The 22,055-nt window shown below is 67.8% G+C and carries 22 protein-coding genes; 8 read left to right on the top strand and 14 right to left on the bottom strand.

What is annotated here, in order from left to right; all coding sequences use genetic code 11:
* Positions 1-502: 502 nt before the first annotated feature.
* Together ACZ7KI_RS40695 and ACZ7KI_RS40690 are read right to left on the bottom strand one after the other, a co-directional pair.
* A complete protein-coding gene (locus ACZ7KI_RS40695) occupies positions 503-1,891 on the bottom strand; it encodes an FAD-binding oxidoreductase (protein WP_470278342.1) in 1,389 nt (462 codons plus the stop codon).
* 18 nt (positions 1,892-1,909) lie between these two features.
* Complete coding sequence (locus ACZ7KI_RS40690) at positions 1,910-3,394, bottom strand: MFS transporter (RefSeq protein WP_470278341.1); 1,485 nt, start codon at positions 3,392-3,394, stop codon at positions 1,910-1,912.
* 91 nt (positions 3,395-3,485) lie between these two features.
* Between ACZ7KI_RS40690 and ACZ7KI_RS40685 the strand changes: the two genes are divergently transcribed.
* Positions 3,486-4,013, top strand: a complete 528-nt coding sequence (locus ACZ7KI_RS40685) for a TetR/AcrR family transcriptional regulator (protein WP_470278340.1) — start codon at positions 3,486-3,488, stop codon at positions 4,011-4,013.
* 5 nt (positions 4,014-4,018) lie between these two features.
* Here ACZ7KI_RS40685 and ACZ7KI_RS40680 read toward each other — a convergent pair whose 3' ends face one another.
* Positions 4,019-4,441 carry a PPOX class F420-dependent oxidoreductase gene (locus ACZ7KI_RS40680; protein WP_470278339.1) on the bottom strand — a complete coding sequence of 141 codons (423 nt, stop codon included), beginning with the start codon at positions 4,439-4,441 and terminating at the stop codon, positions 4,019-4,021.
* A gap of 235 nt (positions 4,442-4,676) precedes the next feature.
* Here ACZ7KI_RS40680 and ACZ7KI_RS40675 point away from each other — a divergent pair, with 235 nt between their 5' ends.
* The 3 genes from ACZ7KI_RS40675 to ACZ7KI_RS40665 all read left to right on the top strand — a co-directional run bounded on the left by ACZ7KI_RS40675 (position 4,677) and on the right by ACZ7KI_RS40665 (position 8,279).
* On the top strand, positions 4,677-5,195 hold the full coding sequence (locus tag ACZ7KI_RS40675; protein ID WP_470221366.1) for a MarR family winged helix-turn-helix transcriptional regulator: 519 nt from the start codon (positions 4,677-4,679) through the stop codon (positions 5,193-5,195).
* A gap of 4 nt (positions 5,196-5,199) precedes the next feature.
* Entirely contained in the window at positions 5,200-7,464 is a 2,265-nt protein-coding gene (locus ACZ7KI_RS40670) for an MFS transporter (protein ID WP_470278338.1), read from the top strand.
* Positions 7,465-7,610: 146 nt separating this feature from the next.
* A complete protein-coding gene (locus ACZ7KI_RS40665; protein ID WP_470278337.1) occupies positions 7,611-8,279 on the top strand; it encodes a DedA family protein in 669 nt (222 codons plus the stop codon).
* Here ACZ7KI_RS40665 and ACZ7KI_RS40660 read toward each other — a convergent pair.
* The 7 genes from ACZ7KI_RS40660 to ACZ7KI_RS40630 form a co-directional block, all read right to left on the bottom strand.
* The gene (locus tag ACZ7KI_RS40660) at positions 8,276-8,689 is read right to left on the bottom strand and encodes a VOC family protein (protein WP_470278336.1); all 414 of its coding nucleotides are present in this window, start codon (positions 8,687-8,689) and stop codon (positions 8,276-8,278) included. The two genes, ACZ7KI_RS40665 and ACZ7KI_RS40660, sit on opposite strands and share 4 nt — an antisense overlap.
* A 185-nt stretch (positions 8,690-8,874) precedes the next feature.
* Positions 8,875-9,621, bottom strand: a complete 747-nt coding sequence (locus ACZ7KI_RS40655) for an SDR family oxidoreductase (protein ID WP_470278335.1) — start codon at positions 9,619-9,621, stop codon at positions 8,875-8,877.
* Positions 9,618-10,265, bottom strand: a complete 648-nt coding sequence (locus tag ACZ7KI_RS40650; protein ID WP_470278334.1) for a nucleoside/nucleotide kinase family protein — start codon at positions 10,263-10,265, stop codon at positions 9,618-9,620. Before ACZ7KI_RS40650 ends, ACZ7KI_RS40655 begins: the two co-directional genes overlap by 4 nt.
* Positions 10,262-11,131 carry a PfkB family carbohydrate kinase gene (locus ACZ7KI_RS40645; RefSeq protein WP_470278344.1) on the bottom strand — a complete coding sequence of 290 codons (870 nt, stop codon included), beginning with the start codon at positions 11,129-11,131 and terminating at the stop codon, positions 10,262-10,264. Before ACZ7KI_RS40645 ends, ACZ7KI_RS40650 begins: the two co-directional genes overlap by 4 nt.
* A 9-nt stretch (positions 11,132-11,140) precedes the next feature.
* Positions 11,141-11,950, bottom strand: a complete 810-nt coding sequence (locus tag ACZ7KI_RS40640; RefSeq protein WP_470278333.1) for an ATP-binding cassette domain-containing protein — start codon at positions 11,948-11,950, stop codon at positions 11,141-11,143.
* Complete coding sequence (locus ACZ7KI_RS40635) at positions 11,947-12,936, bottom strand: ABC transporter permease (RefSeq protein ID WP_470278332.1); 990 nt, start codon at positions 12,934-12,936, stop codon at positions 11,947-11,949. Before ACZ7KI_RS40635 ends, ACZ7KI_RS40640 begins: the two co-directional genes overlap by 4 nt.
* A complete protein-coding gene (locus ACZ7KI_RS40630) occupies positions 12,933-13,949 on the bottom strand; it encodes a substrate-binding domain-containing protein (protein WP_470278331.1) in 1,017 nt (338 codons plus the stop codon). Before ACZ7KI_RS40630 ends, ACZ7KI_RS40635 begins: the two co-directional genes overlap by 4 nt.
* Before the next feature lie 111 nt (positions 13,950-14,060).
* Here ACZ7KI_RS40630 and ACZ7KI_RS40625 point away from each other — a divergent pair, with 111 nt between their 5' ends.
* The 3 genes from ACZ7KI_RS40625 (at position 14,061) to ACZ7KI_RS40615 (ending at position 16,674) form a co-directional block, all read left to right on the top strand.
* Positions 14,061-15,095: a LacI family DNA-binding transcriptional regulator gene (locus ACZ7KI_RS40625; RefSeq protein ID WP_470278330.1), complete on the top strand. Its 1,035-nt coding sequence runs from the start codon at positions 14,061-14,063 to the stop codon at positions 15,093-15,095.
* Positions 15,096-15,183: 88 nt separating this feature from the next.
* Positions 15,184-16,053, top strand: a complete 870-nt coding sequence (locus ACZ7KI_RS40620) for a LacI family DNA-binding transcriptional regulator (protein WP_465459852.1) — start codon at positions 15,184-15,186, stop codon at positions 16,051-16,053.
* An 87-nt stretch (positions 16,054-16,140) separates the two neighbouring features.
* Entirely contained in the window at positions 16,141-16,674 is a 534-nt protein-coding gene (locus ACZ7KI_RS40615; protein ID WP_470278329.1) for a GNAT family N-acetyltransferase, read from the top strand.
* A 329-nt stretch (positions 16,675-17,003) separates the two neighbouring features.
* Here the strand turns inward: ACZ7KI_RS40615 and ACZ7KI_RS40610 are convergent, their stop codons facing one another.
* A complete protein-coding gene (locus tag ACZ7KI_RS40610) occupies positions 17,004-18,011 on the bottom strand; it encodes a glycoside hydrolase family 76 protein (protein ID WP_470278328.1) in 1,008 nt (335 codons plus the stop codon).
* 73 nt (positions 18,012-18,084) lie between these two features.
* Here ACZ7KI_RS40610 and ACZ7KI_RS40605 point away from each other — a divergent pair, with 73 nt between their 5' ends.
* On the top strand, positions 18,085-20,220 hold the full coding sequence (locus ACZ7KI_RS40605; RefSeq protein WP_470278327.1) for a molybdopterin-dependent oxidoreductase: 2,136 nt from the start codon (positions 18,085-18,087) through the stop codon (positions 20,218-20,220).
* Positions 20,221-20,290: 70 nt separating this feature from the next.
* On the opposite strand, the gene ACZ7KI_RS40600 is transcribed toward ACZ7KI_RS40605, so the two are convergent.
* From ACZ7KI_RS40600 to pyrE, 3 genes are all read right to left on the bottom strand, one after another.
* Positions 20,291-20,944, bottom strand: a complete 654-nt coding sequence (locus ACZ7KI_RS40600) for a TrmH family RNA methyltransferase (protein ID WP_470278326.1) — start codon at positions 20,942-20,944, stop codon at positions 20,291-20,293.
* 14 nt (positions 20,945-20,958) lie between these two features.
* Positions 20,959-21,351, bottom strand: coding sequence for a DUF2784 domain-containing protein (locus ACZ7KI_RS40595; protein ID WP_470278325.1), 393 nt, complete (start codon positions 21,349-21,351; stop codon positions 20,959-20,961).
* Positions 21,352-21,469: 118 nt separating this feature from the next.
* Complete coding sequence (pyrE, locus tag ACZ7KI_RS40590; RefSeq protein WP_465500035.1) at positions 21,470-22,033, bottom strand: orotate phosphoribosyltransferase; 564 nt, start codon at positions 22,031-22,033, stop codon at positions 21,470-21,472.
* Positions 22,034-22,055: the final 22 nt, after the last annotated feature.

Genomic DNA, 22,055 nt, shown 5'->3' with positions numbered 1-22,055 from the left:
AAAAGTGTCCCTTATGGACAGTCGGGAGCCAGGTGAGGCCCCTTTTACGTGAACCCGCTCCCGCCGGGTCCGCCACGACACGTTCGCCTTGACCCCGCTCTAGCGGCGGAGCCGACCAGCAGTTATGCGACTTTGCCGGGCCCCTGACCCTGAAGGTAGGGAAGGAGGCCTTCACTACGCGTTGGTGGGCCTCACGGCCTGGGCACACTCGCGAAAGGCATCCGACTCTGGGCACGCGAGTGCGGTGTCACGTCACCCAGGCCACCATCCCGCCGGGTTCCGTCGCCAATTCGTGGCGACAGCCCATGACGACGCGGGTCGACGCAGGTTCGTCTATGAAGGAATCGGGACACTCAACGTCCCAATTCCTTCATGGACGCGGGCACCACGCCGCGGCCTCGGGCGCCACACCCCCACGCCCGCCGACGATGTCCCCAATGACATCGACCAAGACAACTTCGCCTTACCCCTCAATAGAACCGTTCCTACCACTCACGAGGCGTCAGAGGGAGAACATCGAGCCCGGGTTGAAGAGGTTCTCCGGGTCCAGCGCCTGCTTGATCTGGCGGTGCACCTTGAGCCCCACTTCGCCGATCTCCTTGGCGAGCCACTCGCGTTTGATCCGGCCGATGCCGTGCTCACCGGTGACCGTCCCGCCCAGCGACAGGCTGACCTCGAGGATCGCGTCGAAAGCCTTCCGAGCGCGGGCGAATTCGTCCTCGGAGTCCGGCGCGTAGACGATCGTCGGGTGCATGTTGCCGTCACCGGCGTGGCCGACGACGGCGATCCGCAGCCCCACCTCTTCGCTGATCCGCTCGCATCCGGCGATCAGTTCGGCGATCCGGGGGCGCGGCACGCAGACGTCGTCGGTCAACCAGACGCCGTACAGCTCCAGCGCGGTGAGCACGACCCGCCGCACCTGCAGCAGCATCTTGCCCTCTTCGAGATCGTCGGTGGCGTAGGCGAGATCCGCGCCGCAGTCGACGCAAATCTGTTCCAGCGCCGCGAGTTCCCGCCGCGCGACTTCGCCGCCGGAGTCGGATTGCGCGAGCAGCAGGGCCTTGCAGTCCGTTCCCGCGCCGACGTCGGTCTTGAGATAGGTCTCGGCGGCTTTGATGGACGTCGCGTCCATGATCTCCAGCAGTGACGGCACCAGCCCCTCGCGCACGACTCGAGCGACGGCTTCACCGGCGGCCTCCGTGCTGCTGAAGCCCGCGACGAAGGTCGAAGGCAACTGGGGCAACGGTTTCAGCGCCACTGTCGCCTGTGTGATCACGCCGAGCGTGCCTTCGCTGCCGACGAAGAGCCGCGCGAGGTCGTAGCCCGCGACGCCCTTCACCGTGCGGCGTCCGGTCTTGAGCACCGACCCGTCGGCGAGCACGACTTCCAGGCCCAGCACGGAGTCCGTGGTGACGCCGTACTTCACACAGCACAAGCCTCCGGCGTTGGTGGACAGGTTGCCGCCGATGGTGCACCAGTCGTAGCTGGACGGGTCCGGCGGATAGAACAGGCCGTGCTTCTCCACCGCGTTGCGGAAATCGAGGTTCACCACACCGGGCTGCACGACGGCGAGCCGGTTGGCCGCGTCGATCTCGACGACCTGGTCGAGTTTGGTCAGCACCAGCACGACGCAGCCGTCGATCGCGTTGGCGGCGCCGGACAGGCCGCTGCCGGCGCCGCGGGGCACGATCGGTACCCCGAACTCCGCGCAGGCCTTGACCACGGCCTGCACACCCTCCACATCGGACGGCAGCACCACCGCGAGTGGCTTGCCCGACGCGGCCAGCGGCATCATGTCGCGCGAGTAGGCGTCCGTGACGTCGGAGTCGGTGAGCACCGCGGCCTTTCCCAGGTGCTCACGGAGGCGGGTGACCAAGGCTTCGTCGCTCATACCTCCATCGTAAGCGCATCAGATCCGCACTGCGGAATTTTTCTTCCGGTTAAGGAGAACGTAGGCCTGTACACCCGTATAGACGAGCACGACGACGCCTGCCCATGCGGTGACGTGCACCCCTTGGGTGAAGGCTTCACGAGCCGACTCCAGGAGCGCCTGCCCCTCAGCGGGAGCGAGCTGTTGCGCCGTCGCGACAGCGCCGCCCAGGGTGTCGCGTGCGGATTCGGCGGTGCCCTCCGGCAGGCCGGCGCGGTAGACCGCGGTCGCGACACTGCCCAGGATCGCGGTGCCGAGCGCACCGCCCAGCTCGAACCCGGTCTCGGAGATGGCCGACGCCGCTCCGGCCCGCTCGGCCGGAGCGGCCGAGACGACCAGGTCGTTCGTCAGCGTTTCCGACAGGGCGACACCGCCCCCGAGCAGCGTGAACGACACCACGACGTACGCGAGTCCGCCGCCGGACGAGACCTGCGTCAACGCCAGGAACCCGACGGCGGCGACCAGCAGGCCACCACTGACCAGCACGGAAACCCGGATCCGCTTCGCGAGCCAAGCCGCGAGAAGCGCACCGGTGACACCGGCGGCCGTCGCCGGCAGCATCCACAGCGCCGCGACGACCGGGGTCAGTCCGAGCACCAGCTGCAGGTACTGCGGCACCAGGAACAGCAGGCCGACCATGGCGAACACGCCGAGCATGTTCGTCACGACCGAAGCGCTGAAGGCCCGGTTCGAGAACAGCTTCAAATCGAGCATCGGCTCGTCGAGGTGGTTCTGCCTGCGCACGAACGCGACGCCGAGCGCGAGACCGATCAGGATGCTGATCGCGGCGTTCCAGGTGAAGCCGTGCTCGGCGATCAGCTTGATGCCGTAGACCACCGGCAGCATCGCGGCCAGTGACAACAACGCCGAGAGCGGGTCGAAGCGGCCCGGCTTCGGGTCACGCGCCTCCGGCAGCACGAACGGTCCGACGATCAGCAGTACCAGCATCACCGGGACGTTGATGAGGAACACCGAACCCCACCAGAAATGCTCCAGCAGCCAACCGCCGAGCACCGGCCCGACCGCCATCCCGCCGGAGAACCCGGCGCTCCACACGCCGATCGCGATCCGGCGCTGTTTGGCGTCGAGGAAGATGCTGCGGATCAGCGACAGCGTCGACGGCATCAGCGTCGCGCCACCGACACCGAGCAACGCGCGGGCGATGATCAGCATGAACGCGCTGGTCGAGAAGGCCGCGAGCACCGAGGCGGCACCGAACGCGGCGGCACCCATGAGCAGCAGCTTCCGGCGGCCGATGCGGTCACCGAGCGTGCCCATCAACACCAGCAGACCCGCCAGCATGAACGAGTAGATGTCGACGATCCACAACTGCTCCGCACCGGTGGGCGCCAGATCCTCGGACAGGAACGGCAGCGCGAAGCCGAGCACCGTCATGTCCACGCTGATCAGCAGCACCGGAAGCACCAGTACCGCCAACGCCCACCACTGCCTGCGCCTCGCCATGGCGCACTCTCCTCATTTAGGTAAACCGTCCGGACGGTACAGTTACCGCCCTGTTCGAAAGTAAACCGTCCGGACGGTATAGTCAACCGATATGGCGAAGCCCACGGCGAAGGAACGCATCCTCGATTCGTACGAGGAGATCCTCATCGAGCAAGGCCCCGGCGGAATCACCCTCGAAGCCGTCGCGGCGCACGCCGGGGTCTCGAAGGGCGGCCTGCTCTACCACTTCGGCTCCAAGGAAGCGCTGGTCGACGGCCTGATGGACCGCCTCGCCACCTTGTCCGAGGAGGATCTCGAACAGGCGCAGAAGGCGCCCGAAGGCGTTGTTTCCTGGTACCTGCGCACCGCCATCACCGACGTGACCCAGCGCAAGCCGCTGCACCGCACGACGATGGCGACGATCCGGATCATGCTCAACGAACCGCGGGTCTACGAGATCGTGCAGACCTACAACCAGAAGGTGCACGACCTGATCAGTGAGCACGTCGACGACCCGCTGACCGCCGAACTGGTCATCCTGGTGGGCGATGGCCTATATCTGCGGGCCGCACTCGGCCGGGACGACGCGAGCGCCCTGCTGGACCGCATCGACGAGATCAAGGCCCGCATTCAGGGCTGACCCCGCTACATCTGGAGGCCGTAGACGCGCTCGATCGGGATGGTCAGCAGGACACGCTGGTCGGCGACCATGGCGTCGCGGAACTCGTCCCAGTCCGGATGCTCGCCACGAGCCCGGCGGTAGTGATCCACCAGCGCGTCGACGGTGGCATCGTCCCGAGAGGCGGCGGTCGGCGTCAAGACGGCAGGACCCTCGACGACGACGTAGCCATCGCCGCTTTCGGTCGACACGTGGAAGGTCGCCCTCGGGTCGCGGCGGAGGTTCTTGGTCTTGGCGCGCGGCTCGGTGATCGAGATCAGGATCGCGCCGGCGTCCGCGTCGTAGAGGTAGTTGACGGTCGACAACTGAGGCCTGCCGTCGCGCTTGATGGTGGCGAGGGTGCCGAAGTTGCGGTCGGCGAGGATCGCGTAAAGCGCGGAGTCGGTCATGACTCCATCAAAGCGCGACAGGCCCGGCTTGTTCCAACGACGAGCAAAAGCCCTGTTCAGCGCCCCAAGACGGGCGAATCGGACAAACATGCACGAATAAATGTGCTTGCATGCGGCAACTAAAGTGTCATCCGACACACAAGGTCACTTTCTCCTTGCGAAGCACTCTTGAGAGGAACATCCTTGCTCTAGGCAACTAGTTGCAGTGACCAAGCAACCGGCGAGAGAGACCACCATGACACCCACGACACCCGGCACCAGGTCGAAGTCCGACCTCGATCTGGCCGACACCCTCGGGCATGAGCTCGTGCGGCTCGTGCGCCTGGTCAACCGGGCGAAGTCCCAGGTGTCCAAGCAAGGACCGGACGGCATCGAGCGGGCCGCGTACGCGATCCTCTTCTGCCTCATCCACGTCGGTCCTCAGCGAACCAGCAAACTCGCCGAGTTCCTGCACTCCGAGATCTCGACCATCAGCAGGCAGTCGAGTTCTCTCGTCCAGCACGGGCTGGTCGAACGGCTGGCCGACCCTGAAGACGGCCGCGCCTGCCTGCTCGCACCGACCGCCGAAGGACTCCGGGTCTTCGAGGAGAACCGCAAGCAACGGAATCAATGGCTCGCCGAGGTACTCGGTGATTGGTCCGACGCCGACCGGGAAACCCTCAACTCGCTGTTCCACCGGCTGAACGACGACATCGAAAAAACATCTCCACAGTTCGCCGACCCCGCGTCGGCGTCGAAGGCCAAGGGGGCCTGAAGCAATGAGTACCACCGTAGAAAGTCCGCCAGCCATCCAAGAAGATGGTCCCCGGCTCAGCCACCGTCAGATCGTCACGATCCTGATCGGCCTGATGTCGGGCATGTTCCTGGCGGCACTCGACCAGACGATCGTGGGTACCTCGATCGTCCGGATCGCCAATGACCTCAACGGGTTCGACCTGCAGGCGTGGATCACCACGGCCTACCTGATCACGTCGACGATCGTCACACCGATCTACGGCAAGCTGTCCGACATCTACGGGCGCAAGCCGTTCTACATCGCCGCGATCTCGATCTTCCTGGTCGGCTCGATCGCCTCGGCGTTCGCGACGTCGATGTACGAGCTGGCCGCGTTCCGCGCGATCCAGGGCCTCGGCGCCGGCGGTCTGATGTCGCTGGCGATGACGATCATGGGCGACATCGTGCCGCCGCGGGAACGCGCCCGCTACCAGGGTTACTTCCTCGCCGTGTTCGGTATCTCCACCGTGCTCGGCCCGGTGCTCGGCGGGTTCTTCGCCGACTTCGACAAGCTCGGCAGCGTCTTCGGCTACGACATCGCCGGCTGGCGCTGGGTGTTCCTGATCAACGTGCCGATCGCGATCGTCGCGCTGTTCGTCGTCGCCCGGGTGCTCAACGTGCCGCACCAGCGCCACGATCACAAGATCGACTGGTGGGGCGGGCTCGCGCTCGTCGTCGCCGTGGTGCCGTTCCTGATCGTCGCCGAGCAGGGCAACAAGTGGGGCTGGGGCTCGCAGAACGCGATCATCTGCTACATCATCGGCGCCATCGGTGTCGTGGCGTTCATCTTCATCGAGAAGCTGATGAAGGACGCGGCGCTGATCCCGCTGCGGCTGTTCAAGAACTCGACCTTCACGGTCGCGATCGTCGGCGGCATCATCGTCGGTGTCGCGATGTTCGGCGCGATCATGATGATCCCGCAGTACATGCAGGTGGTTCAGGAGTTCTCGCCGACCGAATCGGGTCTGCTGATGATCCCGCTGATGGCGGGCATCATGAGCGGTTCGATCATCTCGGGCCAGATCACCAGCAAGACCGGCCGCTACAAGGTGTTCCCGGTGGTCGGCACGCTGCTGATCGCGGGCGGCGCGTTCTTCTTCGCGCAGGTCGAGTACAACAGCGCGCTGTGGCACCCGCTGGTCGCGGCCGCGATCATCGGTCTCGGCCTCGGTGCCTGCATGCAGACGCTGATCATCGCGGTGCAGAACGCGGGCCCGCGCAGCGACATGGGGGTCTCGACCGCTTCGGCGACGTTCTTCCGGCAGATCGGTGGTACCGCGGGTGTCGCGGTGTTCCTGACGATCCTGTTCAACGTCCTGCCCGGCAACATCACCAAGGCGTTCGGCGGCAACGCGCCGACCGGACCCCAGGCCGCGGCGCTCGGTGACCTGCAGTCGAACACGAGCGGTATCGCGACCCTGCCCGAGGCCATCAAGACCCCGGTGCTGATCGGCTTCACCGAGTCGATCACCACGGTGTTCTACGTGGCGGGCGCGGTCGCGCTGCTGGCGACGCTGGTGCTGATGTTCATGAAGGAGATCCCGCTGCTCGGCGGCTCGGCACCCTCTGCGGCTTCGGCCCTCGAAGGCGGCGAAGCCCTCTTGGAAGAGGACGAGACGCCTGCCGAGAAGACGGTCGTGACCGCGCCTGTCGAGCCCGGCAAGCACGCGCTGACCAACGGGAACGGCAACGGCAACGGCGTGTTCCGGGCGGGATCCGCCCAGATCACCGGGCACGTCCGCCGGGACGACGCCACGAACGTCTCGGGTGCGGCACTGACCCTGATCGACCACAACGGCAATCAGGTCGCCAGGACCCACACGAACGAGAACGGCGTCTACTCGTTCGCCGGCATCGTCGGCGGGCGGTACACGATCGTCGCCAGCGGCCGCTGGTTCCGGCCGGTCGCGGCGACGCTGACCGCCACCGGCGCCGGCGTGCTGCGCCACGACGTCGAACTGGTCAGCACGATCCTGCTGAGCGGGGTCGCCCGTACCGACGGCGACCGGGTGGTGCCGGACGCGCGGATCACCGTGCTGGATTCGTCGGGTGGCGTCGCCGCCGTGGCGAGGACCGACGCGGAGGGCAACTACACGGTCAGCGACCTGCCCGCTGGGACGTACACGGTGATCGCGAGCGGCTACCCGCCCGCCACCAGCCGGGTGGAGCTGCTGGGCGGTGACCAGGCCGAACACGACGTCCGGCTGAGCTACGACCAGGCGCTCGACGAACTAGTCGAACACTCCTGAGGCTGAGATGAAGGGGCCTTTCATCGCGAATTTTGCGATGAAAGGCCCCTTCATTGCACTTGCGGGAGGCGTGACCGGGCCTTTCGGACATCCCGATTCCATGGTTCGGCCGCATGTGGTTCGCCGAGTACACGTAGGCTCGCGTCGTGAGTGAGGTGTACACCGAGGCCGCGGGCATCGGCGTGAGCTGGCTCGACACCGCCGGGCCAGTGCTCGTCTGGGTGATCGTGCTCAGCTTCATCTTCGTGGAGTGCGCGCTGATCATCGGGCTGTTCCTGCCCGGCGACTCCCTGCTGTTCGCGGCCGGGGTCGTCCTCGCGCAGCACGGCTCCGACCTGAACGCGTGGCTGCTGTCGGCCGCCGCATTGCTCGTCGCGATCCTCGGCAACCAGGTCGGCTATTACATCGGCCGGTCGACCGGCACGAAACTGATCGCGCGGCGCGGCGGCAAGGTGCTGAACCGGCACAACGTCGAACGTGCCAGGGCGTTCCTGGATCGCAAGGGTTTCTTCGCCATCGTGGCCGCGCGCTGGATCCCGTGGATCCGCACGCTGGCGCCGCTGATCGCCGGGACCGCGCGGATGGATCCCCGCCGGTTCGCGCTCGCGACCGCGCTCGGCGGGCTGCTCTGGGTGCCGACGCTGGTGCTGCTCGGCTATTACGGTGCCGGCCTGCTGGACGAACTGCCGTGGGTGAAGACTGTCGCGCTCTGGGTCAGCATCGCGTTCTTCGTGGTCGGTACGGCCTACGGCGTGATCCGCTACCGCCAGGAGATGCGGCGCCCCGCCGAAGAGACCGAAGAGAGCACAACCTAGGCCTCGGGGTCAGCCCAGATCTCCAGCTGGATGCCGTCGGGATCGCGGAAGACGATGACCGTGGAGCCCTCCAGCGTCCGCGAGCCCTTCGACGGCGTGTAGACGACGCCGTACTCCGAGAGACGCGCCTCCCACTCGGCCAGTTCCGACCGCGAAGAGACCTTGAAGGCTACGTGGTCCAGACCGGTACGCCGTTCGTCGAACCGCGGCCGCTCGGTGTTCTGGTGCTCGACCAGCACCACCGCGAACCCCTCGCTCGGCGAGCGCAGCACGACCTTCCGCAGACCCGTTTCGGGGTCTTCGCGACGCGTGAACTCCTCGAGTTCGAGCACTCGGGCGTACCAGGGCACGCTCCGGTCCACGTCGGTCACGGTGAGTGCCAGGTGGTGCACAGACATGAGCTTGGACATCGGGGATGACCGTCCTGATCAAGAAGCTTGGGGACGCCACCAGGGTGACACAGGCACATCGGGCCCCGAGGTGATCCGCCGACTTCCCACATGAATCGTGATATCGGCCGGGAAACAGTGTTAAAACGTGGCTGAACCGCACGCGGACCCGATATCGCCCCGTGACCGCTCCGTGGCCCGGGTCGTCAACGTCCTCCGCCGACGGTCAGCACCGTCCCGGTGGTGTACGAGGCGGCCGGGGAAAGGAGCCACAGCACGGCTTCCGCGACTTCGCCGGGCTCACCGGCGCGTCCCATCGGAATGGTCGGGGCGAGCCGGTCCATGCGGTCGGGCATCCCCGCCGCGGCGTGCAGTCCGGTATGGATCATCCCCGGTGCGACCGCGTTGACCCGAATGGATTCTTTCGCGACTTCTTGCGCCACGCCGTAGGTCATCGTTTCGACCGCGGCCTTGGTACCCGCGTAATGGACCCATTCCCCGGGTGATCCGGTCCGCACGGCGGTGGAGGACAGCGTGACGATCGCGCCGCCGTCGCCGCCGTACCGGGTGGACATCCGGCGGATGCCCTCGCGGACGCACAGGAAGACGCCCGTGATGTTGACATCGACCACGCGGCGGACGACGTTCACGTCGTACTCGTCGAGGCGGCCGGGCGTGTTGCCGGTGATGGCCGCGTTCGCGACCACCCCGGCGAGCGGGCCGAGTTCGACGGCCGCGTCGAACAGGGCGACCACGTCCTCTTCGGACGCGACGTCCCCGCGCTGGGTGATCGCCTGGACGCCGTGCTTCCGGACGCGCGAAGCGACGTCTTCGGCCGCTTCGGCGTCGCCCGCGTAGTTCACGACGACGTCGTAACCGCGCGCGGCGGCCAGTTCGCAGACCGCCGCGCCGATGCCCTTGCTGCCGCCAGTGACGACGAGAACCCCGGTCATATGGCGAAGTTGACCAGGGGAAGGTTCTCGAGCACCAGGTCGGCCCGGTCACTGGTGGACGCGATCAAATCGGCGTTGCGCTGGTCGGAGCCGAGTGCGCGGCGACGCGCTTCGACCAGTGAGCGGCCGTAGCGGCGGTGCCGTGACACGAGCCGTTCGATGCGCTCGGGTTCGTCCGGCGCGAGGAACCACGACTCGGCGAGGATCGGCTTCACGCCGCTCCACGGATCGTCCTGCAGGAGCAGGTAATTGCCCTCGGTGATGACCAGCGGGACGTCCGGGGTGACCGCGACGGCGCCGGCGATCGGCTCCTCGATCTCACGGCGGAACTCGGGCGCGTAGACCGTCTCGCGGCCCTCGGCGAGCCTGCGCAGCAGGTGCACGTACCCGGCGGCGTCGAAGGTGTCCGGCGCGCCCTTGCGCTCCGCCCGGCCGAGCCGCTGCAGTTCCACCTGCGCCAGGTGGAAACCGTCCATCCCGACCACGGCCGCCCTCGTACCCAGTGCCTTCGCCAACCCCCAGGCCAGCGTCGTCTTACCGGACGCGGGGGCGCCGACGATCCCGAGCACGCTGCGCTGTCCCGGCTTCGCCAGCGTCTGAGCCCTGCTCAACAGGTCCTCGAACACCGATGGCATGGCTGTCATGGCAGTCCCTCTCCCATCTCCGCGACCGAGGCCGTCCACGACCTCGGTCCTTCATGCCGCACCCGTTCGGCGGCCACCTCGTTGGCGAACTCGATCCAGCCCTGGACGTCCCCTGCGCCCCTGGCGACCGCGTACGCGAAGGCCCCGTGCCAGACGTCGCCCGCGCCAAGCGTGTCACGCGCCCGGGTGACGGGGACGGGGACCGCACCGGATCTGTCCGGCGTCGTCCAGCGCACCGGTTCCGGCCCCGCCGTGGTGATCACGACCGGTACGCCGTACTCGCGAGGATCATCCCCTCGGTACAGCGACGAGCAGGCGGCGATGTCGACCAACGGCAGGAGTTCGCCGAAGACCGGCTTCCAGCTCCCCGCGTCGAGCACCACCGGCACCTTCCGCTCCCGCGCCCAGCGCGCCACGTGCAGGGCGACCTCCGGATGGTGCCCGTCGAGGAGTACACATCGTGGCATTTCGTCCTCTAAACGCGGTAGTTGCGCGTGCAAGGAACGCATCGAGAGGACTAAACGCGAGGAAGCGTGGGCGTTGCGCGAGACGACCGTGCGCTCACCGTCGGAATCGCGCACGACGATGGCGCTGATCGCGGGCGGATCGGGCTGTTCGGGATCGAGGTCGACGAGGTCGACGCCGTGTGAATCGAGGTCGGCACGGGCGAGTGCGGCCAGCGGATGCGCACCGGCGACCGTCAGGAGCGTCGCCTCGGCGCCGAGCGCGGCCACGGTCACCGCCGCGTTCGTCGCCGGCCCCCCGGCGGCGACGTCCATCGACAGCGAACGCACCTTCTCACCCGGTGCCGGGATCTCGGCGACCCGCTGAACCTGGTCGACGGTGCACAGTCCCGCCAGCAGCACTCTCACTCGTTACAACCCCGTGTGCACGGCCGAAGCGACCTCTTCGACCTCGCCGTTCTCGCCGATTTTCAACGCGCCGGTGAGCAGGCCGACGACCTGGTTCATCGTGTGCGTCTTCGGTGAGACGACCGCGACGCGCTTGCCGAGGCGGTGCACGTGGATGCGGTCGGCGATGTCGAACACATGCGGCATGTTGTGGCTGATCAGCACCACCGGCAGGCCGCGTTCGCGGATCCGGTTGATCAGGTCGAGCACCTTGCCGGATTCGGCGACGCCGAGCGCGGCGGTCGGCTCGTCCATGATCACCGCCTTGGTGCCGAACGCGGCCGCCCGCGCGACCGCGACACCCTGGCGCTGTCCGCCGGACAGCGTCTCCACCGGCTGGGCGATGGATTTGATGTTGATGCCGAGTTCGTCCAGGATCCGCTGCGCCTCGTCCCGCATGGCGGTCCGGTCCAGTTTCCGGAACACCTTGCCGAAGATGTCCTGACGCCGTTTTTCCCGGCCGAGGAACATGTTCGACGCGATGTCGAGTGCCGGCGCGACGGCGAGATCCTGATACACCGTCTCGATCCCGTAGTGGCGAGCGTCCAAAGGGGACTTGAAGTGGACGGTCTGACCGTCCACTTTGATCTCACCGGCGTCCGGGATCACCGCACCCGAAAGGGCTTTGATGAGGCTCGACTTCCCGGCGCCGTTGTCGCCGACGACGGCGAGCACCTCGCCGGGGAACAGTTCGAAGTCGGCGCCGTCGATGGCGGTGACCCGGCCGTAGCGTTTGACCAGTCCCTGCGCGGACAACGTGGGAGTGGGGCTCATGACTGCTGCCTCCTCGCGAAACGGTCGACGCAGACGGCGCCGATGAGCAGGGCACCGGTGGCGACGTCCTGGTAGAGCGCGTCCACCCCGAGCTGGGTCAGCCCGGACCGCAGTACCGCCACGACCAGCGCGCCCATCATCGTGCCGAGTACCGAACCCCGGCCGCCGAACAGGCTCGCGCCGCCGAGCACCACCGCGGTGATGGAGTCGAGGTTGCCGAGCTGGAACGCGTTCGGGTCGGCGTTCGGCACGCGGCCGAGCGCCTGCCAGGCGGCGATCCCGACGATCACCCCGGCGACGATGTACACCGAAAGAATCGTCCGGTTGACCTTGATCCCGGACAGCCGCGCGGATTCCGGCGCGTTGCCGACCGCGTAGACGTGCTTGCCCCACGGGGTCCGCGTGAGCGCGTACCAAAGCCCCAGGTACATCAGCAAAGCCAGCGTCATGCCGTAGGTGATCGGAATGCCGCCGAACAGGTAGCGGCGGGTGCCGAGCCATTTGAGCAGCTCGTCGGCGACCGGGACGGCCTGTCCGCTCGCGAACAGTTTCGCGGCCGCCGTGAGCACGGTCAGCAGACCGAGGGTGACGATGAACGGCGGCAGTTTGATCCGGGTGACCAGGGAGCCGGTGACCATCCCGATCACCACCGTCGCCACGATTCCCAGCAGCAGCGCCCAAATCCCGGGGACGCCGCCGACGACGAGCTTCGCCATGATCAGCGTCGCGAGCACCATCGCGGCCGCGTTGGCCAGGTCGATACCGGCGGTCAGGATGATCAGCGTCTGCCCGAGTGCGAGCGTGCCGACCACCAGGGACTGTTGCACCACAAGGGAAAGATTGTCGAGATCGAGGAAGGTGTCCGTCGACAGGGAGAACACCACGATCGCGACGAGCAGGGCAAGCGCCGGTCCGACGGCGGGCGCGCGCAGGAAGAATTCACCGATCGTGGGCCGTTCACTGCCCTTGAGGGTGGCGGTGGTCATTTCGTCCCCCAGCAGTTCTCGAGGCCCCACTTGGTGTCCTGGCTTTCCACGCCGGGAATCGGCTTGTCCGTGATCACCGCGGATCCGGTGTTCACGAATCCGCTCGGTTTCTTGCCGGTCTTGGCGTACTCGATGGCGGCGAGGACGCCCTGCTCGGCCATCTTCTTCGGAAACTGCATGACCGTGGCGGCGTACTGACCGTCGCGCACGTTTTTGACGCCTTCGCAGCCGCCGTCGATCGAACCCATCACGATCTGGTTCACCAGGCCGCGGGCCTGGAGCGCGGCGTAGGTGCCGCGGCCCATCGGCTCGTTCATCGTGTAGACGGCGTTGATGTCGGTGGTGCGCTGCAGCAGGTTCTCGACGCCCTGCTGGGCGAGGCTCTGGTCACCGTTCGCCGGCGTCTTGCCCTTGATCTCCGGCGAGGCGTCGGTCAGCCCGATGCCCTTGAGGAACCCGGTGTGCCGCTGAGTGTCCACTGTGGATCCGGCGGTGCCGTCCACCATGAACAGCTTCGGCGGTTTGCCCGCGAGCGCGGCCTTGACGTACGCGCCCTGCTGGCGTCCGGCCTCGAAGTTGTCCGTGGCGAAAGTGGCGTCGACGGCGGTGTCGGGCTCGGTCGCGGTGTCGAGCGCGATGACCAGCACCCCGGCCTTGCGGGCGCGGTCGATGGCGTCGAGGACACCGGTCGAGGAACTCGGCGTGATCAGGATGGTGTTCGCACCCTGCTGCATGAGGTTCTCGATGGCCCGGACCTGGCCGTCGTTGTCCCCGTCGAACTGGCCGGCGAGGGCGCTGAAGTCCGCGCCGTTCGCCTCGGCGGCGGCCTTGGCTGCCGCTCTCAGCTCGACGAAGTAGGGGTTGGTGTCGGTCTTGGTGACCAGGCCGACCTTGGCCTTGCCGCCACCGCCTGCCTTCGACCCGCCACCCCAGTGGCGTTCGACCGTGCACCCGGCCGTGGTCACCGTGAGCGCGGCTGCCACGGCTAGCGCTAAGAGACTGCGCTGTCTCATGGGGATGCCCTTCCTTCAAGGCTGTCCTGATGGACGGGAAGGTAGACAGGGTTATGCTCAGTCGCAAGCGTTTGCGCAAACGCTTGCAGCAGACCTGACCGAGGATTGGTAATGCCGCCGTCACGCTCCTCCCGTCCCACCCAACGCGACATCGCCGAACTGGCGGGCGTCTCCATCACCACGGTTTCGCACGTGGTCAACGGGACGAGGGCGGTCGCCGAGGAGACCAAGGCCGCGGTCCTCCGCGCGATCGAGCAGACCGGCTACACCGGCGACGCCATCGCCCGCTCCCTGGTCACCGGCGGGACGCGGTCGATCGGCGTCGCGATCTCGCTCCTGGCGAATCCGTATTTCGCGGTGCTCATCCAGGCGATCGAACGCGAAGCCGCGGCGGCGGGGTACACGGTTCTACTGGCCGACACACACGACACCGTCGACACCGAGCGTGAAACGGTGCGGACACTGCGTTCCCGCCGGGTTGACGGGCTGCTGATCACGCCATCACCCGGCGACGGTTCGGTGATCGGCGAACTCGTCTCGCTCGACGTCCCGACAGTGCTCATCGACAGGCTCTCCACGCGCACCGACGTCGACCAGGTCGGCGCGGAGAACATCCAATCGACGTCGGCGCTGACGGCGCATCTGGCGTCGCTCGGGCATCAGCGGATCGGCATGATCAGCGGCGCGGCCGGACTGAGCACCAGCGAGGAGCGGGTCCTCGGCTACCGGCTGGGACTCGGCCGTTCGGGGCGGACCTGGTCGGAGGAACTGGTCGCCTGCGGGCAGTCGTCGCGGTCGGGCGGAGCGCTGGCCTTGAGCACCCTGCTCGCGCTGCCGGAACCGCCGACGGCGCTGGTGGTCGGCAACGACAGCATGATGGTCGGGGTGCTGCACGAGCTACGCCGCCGGGGCATGCGAGCCGGGATCGACCTGCCCGTCGTGGTCTACGACGACGTCGAGTGGGCCGATCTGGTGGATCCGCCGCTGACCACGATGGCGCAGCCGATCGAGGAGATCGGCACGCAGGCCGTCCGCTTGCTGCTGTCCCGGATCAACGACCCCGCCCGCAAGGCCCAGACGCTCCGGATTCCGCCTACGCTCCGCCACCGTGCGTCCTGCGGCTGCGCGCACGTTCACTCACATTGATGATTGTTGGGAGACTTTCCGGTCTCGCGGCCGAGCGATGCCCTGTCAGCCGTTACCTTCATTCAAGCTCGGATGAAGGCGTGGATCGATGACGGCATTGTCCCCGGCGTTGCCCCTGTGGGAGGACACCCCGGTCACCCACCGGTTCGGGGTGGCCATGGCGATGCACGCGAACCCCTATTCGGGTGAGCTCATCCGCGCCATCCGCCGCGCCGGACGCCGTCACGGCTGCGAAATCACCCTCGCCGACACCGGCGACAGCGTCGCCAACGAGGCCGCGGTCATCCGCGAGCTGCGGGCGGACCGCGTCGACGGGGTCCTGCTGGTCCCGGCGGCGGGCGACGAGGCGGTGATCAACGGGCTGGTCCGGATGGGCGTGCCGACCGTCCTCGTCGACCGGATGGCCGGACGCAACGACGTCGACCAGGTCGGCTCCGAGAACATCCAGGCCGTCTGCGCGCTCGTGCGGCATCTCGCCGGGCTGCGGCACCGCAAGATCGGCTTCATCGCGGGCGAAGAAGGCATGACGACCTACGAGGAGCGGGCGCTGGGCTACCGGCTCGGGCTCGGCCGCTCCGGCATCCGGTGGACGTCGCAGCTGGTCGCGTGCGGGCAGTCGACGCCTGGTGGGGCGGCCGCCGCGACCGCGAAACTGCTCGACAGCTGGCCGTCGCCGACCGCGCTGGTGGTGGCGAGCGAGGCGATGATGATCGGCGTCCAGTACGAGGCGCACCGGCTCGGCATCCGGATCGGGCGCGATCTCGCGATCGTCGGCTACGGAGACATGGAGTGGGCAGGCCAGGTGACCCCGGCGGTGACCACGATGGCGCAGCCGATCGAGGAGATCGGGCGCAAGGCCGTCGAACTCCTGCTGGCCCGGATCACCGACCCAGAGCGACGACCCGAATCCGTACGGCTCGCGCCGCGCTTCATACACCGTCAGTCGTGCGGCTGCTGAATTCACACAGCGCTGATGGATCCTCAGCGGGAAAGCGTGCTTCGGATCTAGCTGGTGAGAAGCCCGCTGCGGGGTGATGATGGCGGAATGACCGAGCTGTGGACCGTGCACACCGCCGACCTCGACGCCGCCGTGCTGGAAGCGGCGCGCGCCCTGCTCGACGACGCCTTCGACGGCGATTTCAGCGACAACGACTGGGAGAACTCCCTCGGCGGCATGCATACGCTGATCTGGGAGGGCGGCGAGCTGATCGGGCACGCGTCACTGGTCCAGCGACGGCTCGTGCACAACGGCCGGGCACTCCGGACGGGTTACGTCGAGGCGGTCGCCGTCCGGTCCGACCACCGGCGGCGCGGTCACGGCGCCGCGATGATGGACGCCCTGGAGCGGGTTCTGCGGAAGGCGTACGACCTCGGGGCGCTTTCGGCCTCCGAAGACGCGCTGGAGTTCTACGAGTCGCGTGGCTGGCTGCTGTGGCGCGGTCCTTCGTCGGCTATGACGCCTTCGGGCGTGGAGGCGACGAAGGAGGACGACGGGTCGATCCACGTGCTGCCAGTGGGGGTCACCATGGACCTGGACGGGGAGATCACCTGCGACTGGCGGGCAGGCGACGTCTGGTGACCATGCATTTAGTCCTCTAAATGCGGCTTTGGGTGGCACGTGAACTACCACATTCAGAGAACTATTGAGGGGTAAGGCAAAGGTGGCGTGGTGGGTGGTAAGTCCGTGAAGGCCTCCTTGAGGGACTCTGGGTCCCTCAAGGAGGCCTTCACGGACTTCAAGACGGGACGTTGATGTCACAGCCGTCCCACTGTCACCAGGGATCACGCCTGACGGTAGTGAAGGGCTCCTTCACTAACCGTCAGCGTAGGCAAGGAAGCCTTCACCACCAGGGAAACGCGTAGGCAGCAGCGACCACAGCCCGCGACACGACACGTTTGACTTACCCCTCAATAAATGAGGGCGGCGGCTTCGAGGAGCATCCATCCGCTGATCTGGACGGACAGGTCGCGTTCCGGCGCGTCGGGGGCGAGAGGCAGCGAAGGCGCCGGAGTCGCCCAGTCGGCGCTGAAGAGCGGCCCGTGCGGCGTCGCCGTCGCTCCGTTCCAGCAGGCTTCGGCCGACCGGAGGACCAGATCGCGCGCCACCCCGCTCGGCAGCAGCGGCGCCGCGAGCGCCAGGTAGCGCGCCAGGATCCCGGCGAACAGACCGCCGTCGCCGCCTCCCTGTCCCCGGATCACGCCGTTCGGCGCGACGTGCGCGGCGACCGTGTGGATCGTGTGCTCCACCCTGTCCATTTCGGACAGTTCGAGGCAGGCGCCGAGGTAAACCCCTTGGCAGTACGTGAAAATATGCTTGACCAGCTCCCCCGAGTCGACGCGCAGGCCGTCCCACACCAGTCCGGTTTCCGGGTCGACGAGCCGCTCGGTCATCCAGTCCGTCAGGCCTCGCGCGTGCTGCGTCGCACCTTCGCGGGCATGGAAGATCGCGGCGGGGCCGTTCGCGGGCGCGTTCTTGAACTGGTCGCCGACCCGCCACCAGATGCCGCCGCCCGCGTCGTCGGTCCAGCCTTCCCGCAGCCGCGAACTGATCGCCTCCAGCCCGCCGCGGACGTCCAGACCGAGGTGGCCGACGCGTTGCAGCGCGAGGCCGAGCCAGGCGATGTCGTCGTAATAGTCGTTGATCCACTTGCCGAAGTTGCGCAGCCGAAGAGAGCGCACGAACCGGTCGATCAGCTTCAGCCGATCCGGCGAAGGATCCCGCAGTTGGGCGTCGACGAGAGTGTCCAGCAGATGCGCCTGCCACCAGTAGTTCCAGTGCCAGTGGACGCGCTGATCGGCCGAGGGTGGCCAGCCGCTGCGGCCCAGCACGGTCCCCGGCAGCCCCCACACCCGGCGCAGATGCCGGTCGCGCACCGCGCGCTCGGCGGTCGCGGCCCGGTCGGCGAGAGCACTCATCGCGCCATCATCCCTTGCCCACTGACATACCGCTCAGTATGTTGAGACGATCCCCGATCCCGCGAGGTGCCTCATGACCACGGCGCATGTGACCTGCCCCCTGTGCGAAGCCACCTGCGGCCTGGAGGTGACGATCGACGAGAAGAACCTGGTCACCCGGGTTCAGGGCGACCAGGAAGACGTCTTCTCCCACGGGTACATCTGCCCGAAGGGCGCCTCCCTCGGCGCGCTGCACCACGACCCGGACAGGCTTACCGCGCCGCTGGTCAAACGCGACGGCGAGTTCGTCGAGGTCACCTGGGACGAGGCCTTCGCCGAGATCGACAGGCGGCTCCGGCCGATCATCGAGGAGCACGGCAAGAATGCCGTCGCCGTCTACTCCGGCAATCCGACGGTGCACAACGCGGCACTGGTGCTCTACGGCCGCGTGTTCTTCAAAGCCTTGGGCACCAAGAACTTCTACACCGCGACCACGGTCGACCAGATGCCGAAGCACTTCTCGTCCGGGTATCTGTTCGGCGACCCGCAGGCCATTCCCGTCGCCGACCTCGACCGCACCGAGCATCTGCTCATCCTCGGCGCGAACCCGCTGGTGTCCAACGGGAGCCTGATGACCGCGGCCGACACCCGCGGCAGGCTGCGCGGGATCCAGCGGCGGGGCGGCAAGATCGTCGTCCTCGACCCACGGCGAACCCGGACGGCGCAGCTCGCCGACGAACATCACGCGATCCGGCCCGGCACGGACGCGCTGTTCCTGTTCGCGCTGGTCAACGTCCTCTTCGCGGAGAACCGGGTCAGTCCCAGCGAGCAGGTCAACGGCGTCGACGAGGTCCGTGCGCTCGCGGAGCCGTTCACCCCGGAGGCGGTCGGCCCCGCGACCGGCATCGACGCGACCGAGATCCGCCGCATCGCGCTCGAGCTCGCGGACGCCGGACGAGCCGCGGTCTACGGCCGGATGGGGACGACCACGCAGTCGTACGGCACCATCGCGAGCTGGCTGGTCGACGTCGTCAACACGCTCACCGGCAACCTCGACCGCGAGGGCGGCATGATGTTCCCGCTGCCCGCGCTATGGCGGCCGCGCCGATCCTCGCCGTTCACCAGCGGCCGGTGGAAGAGCCGGGTGCGCGGCTATCCCGAGGTGCTCGGCGAGCTGCCGGTGGCCACGCTCGCGGACGAGATCGAGACGCCCGGCGAGGGCCAGGTCCGCGCGCTGGTGACGATCAGCGGCAACCCGGCGCTGAGCACACCCAACTCCGCGCGGCTCACGGAAGCGTTGCGGCAGCTGGACTTCATGGTCTCCCTCGACGTGTACCTCAACGAGACCACCCGGCACGCCGACGTCATCCTGCCCGGTCCGTCACCGCTGGAGCGGCCGCACTACGACGTCGCGCTGTACGCGCTCGCGGTGCGCAACGTCGCGAACTGGACGCCTCAGACGCTCGAGACCGACCTGCCGCAAGAGTGGGTGACCTTGCTGCGGATGGCCGGCATCGCCGCCGGTCAGGGCCCGGACGTCGACGTCGCCGCGTTCGACACGATGGTCGCCGGCGAGACAGCGCGGCGCACCGGCGTCGACCTCGCGCTCGCCGAAGGTCGCACGGGACCGGCGCGGATGATCGACCTGATGCTGCGTGGCGGGCCGTACGGGCTGACACTGGCCGACCTCGAAGCCGCTCCGCACGGCGTCGACCTCGGCGCGCTGAAGCCGCGACTGCCGGACGTGCTCGCCACGGCGAGCGGCAAGGTCGAGCTGGCCCCGGACGCGATCACGAAGGACGTCCCGCGATTGCGCGCGGAGCTGGACAAGACGCCGGACGGCGGCTTGCTGCTGATCGGGCGACGGCACCTGAGCTCGAACAACTCGTGGATGCACAACCTGACGCCGCTGGTGCGCGGCGGGAACCGGTGCACGGTGCAGGTGCATCCGGACGACGCCTCACGGCTCGGGCTGACCGACGGCGGGCTCGCGTCGGTGACGTCGCGGGCGGGGAAGCTCGAAGCGCCGGTGGAGGTCACGGCCGACGTCCGGCCCGGCGTGGTGAGCATGCCGCACGGCTGGGGGCACGACCTCGACGGGACGCGCACGAGTGTCGCGACCGCGCACGCCGGGGTCAACTCGAACCTGGTCGCCGACGAAACCCTGCTCGACGTCCCCTCCGGGACGGCCGTGCTCAACGGGATCCCGGTGGACGTCGCTCCGGTCTAGAACGCGTTTCGTCCTCTAGATGCGGTTCTTGCACGCGCAAGGACCGCATTTAGAGGACGAAACGCGGGAGTCACCAGGCCTGGGTGAGGTCGGCGTGCTGCCGGACCCAGGCATGCATGACGATCCCGGCGGCGACGCCGGCGTTGATCGAGCGCGTCGTGCCGAACTGCGCGATCGACACGACCAGCGACGCCGTCTTCTGCGCCTCGGCCGACAGCCCTGGGCCTTCCTGGCCGAACAGCAGGACGCACTCGCGCGGCAGTTCCGCGGTCTCGACGGGCTGCGAGCCGGGGGTGTTGTCGACGGCGACCACGGCGAGCCCCTCCTCGGCGGCGAAGGTCAGCAGCCCGGAGACGTCCTCGTGGTGGTGAAGGTGCTGGTAGCGGTCGGTCACCATGGCGCCGCGCCGGTTCCAGCGCCGCCGCCCGACGATGTGCACGGCGGCCGCGGCGAACGCGTTCGCCGTCCGGACCACGGTGCCGATGTTGTGATCGTGCTGGAAGTTCTCGATCGCGACGTGGAACGGGTGCCGCCGGGCGTCCACATCGGACACGATGGCCTCGCGCCGCCAGTAGCGGTACGGGTCGACGACGTTGCGGCGGTCGCCGTTAGCCAGGAGTTCGGGGTCGTACCGTTCGTCGGTGGGCCAGTCGCCCTCCCACGGGCCGACGCCGACCTCTTCCCGCGCCACCCATTCGGTGGGGCCGACCTCTTCCTCAGTCACCGAGTGATTGTCACTCAGCCCATGCTGACGCGGTGCGCCGGTGCGTCGCCGTCGTGGTCGCGGTGACGCCAGCGCTGGACCGTGCCGACGTAGGAGACGATCACCGTCGCCATCGCGATCACGACGACCAACGGCAAGGACGAGCGCGGGAACACCGTGTCGTAGAGGTAGTAGGCGTTGAAGCCGCCGGGCAGGTCGCCGAGGCCCTGCTGGTGGCGGAAGTAGTTCTCCGCCGCTGTCAGGGGGCAGGGCCACGGGAAGACGTTCACGAGGACACCCCATGCGGCGAAGAACACATGCGCGAAGATCACCTTCGGCCACCGCCACGCGAGAAAACCACCGAATCCGATGAACAGCAGCGCGAAAATGTGCACCGCGACTGTCACGTTCGCCAGGAAACCCGCCACCTCAAGCCCCCTTTCACTCCCCTACCTGCGACGTTACCCCTCTCGCATCGAGAAACGCTCACGAAAAAGGGGCATCCTCCGTTCGTTCACGGAGGATGCCCCCTCTGGGAGGCTTTACTCAGGACAGACCGAGGTCGTCCTTGTTCAGAATGTAACGGTATTCGAGGCCCGCCTTCTCGATGGCCTCGCGCGCTCCGGTGTCCCTGTCGACGACCGTCGCGACCCCGACCACGTTCGCGCCTGCCTCGCGAAGCGCCTCGACGGCGGTGAGCACGCTGCCGCCGGTGGTCGAGGTGTCCTCGACGGCCAGCACGCGCTGCCCGAGCACCTCGACGCCTTCGATCCGGCGCTGCATGCCGTGCTCCTTGACCGCCTTGCGGACCACGAACGCGTCGAGTACGACGCCGTCGGTGGCCGCGGAGTGCAGCATGGCCAGCGCCACCGGGTCCGCGCCGAGGGTCAGGCCGCCGGCGGCGACGTAGTCCCAGTCGTGCGTGAGCTGGCGGAGCAGCTTCCCGATGAGCGGTGCGGCCGCGTGATGCAGCGTCGCCCGCCGAAGATCGATGTAGTAGTCGGCTTCCTTGCCGGAAGACAACGTCACCTTGCCGTGCACGACGGCCAATTCGCCGACGAGCCTTGCCAGTTCGAGTTTCGCCGCTTGATCAACCCCGGGGTACGCCACGGCCGAGAGTCTTACACACGGC

It is taken from the genome of Amycolatopsis sp. NPDC039088 (assembly GCF_055598845.1).
The sequence above is the reverse complement of the archived record's forward strand: the minus strand, read 5'-3'. Positions and strand labels throughout refer to the sequence as shown.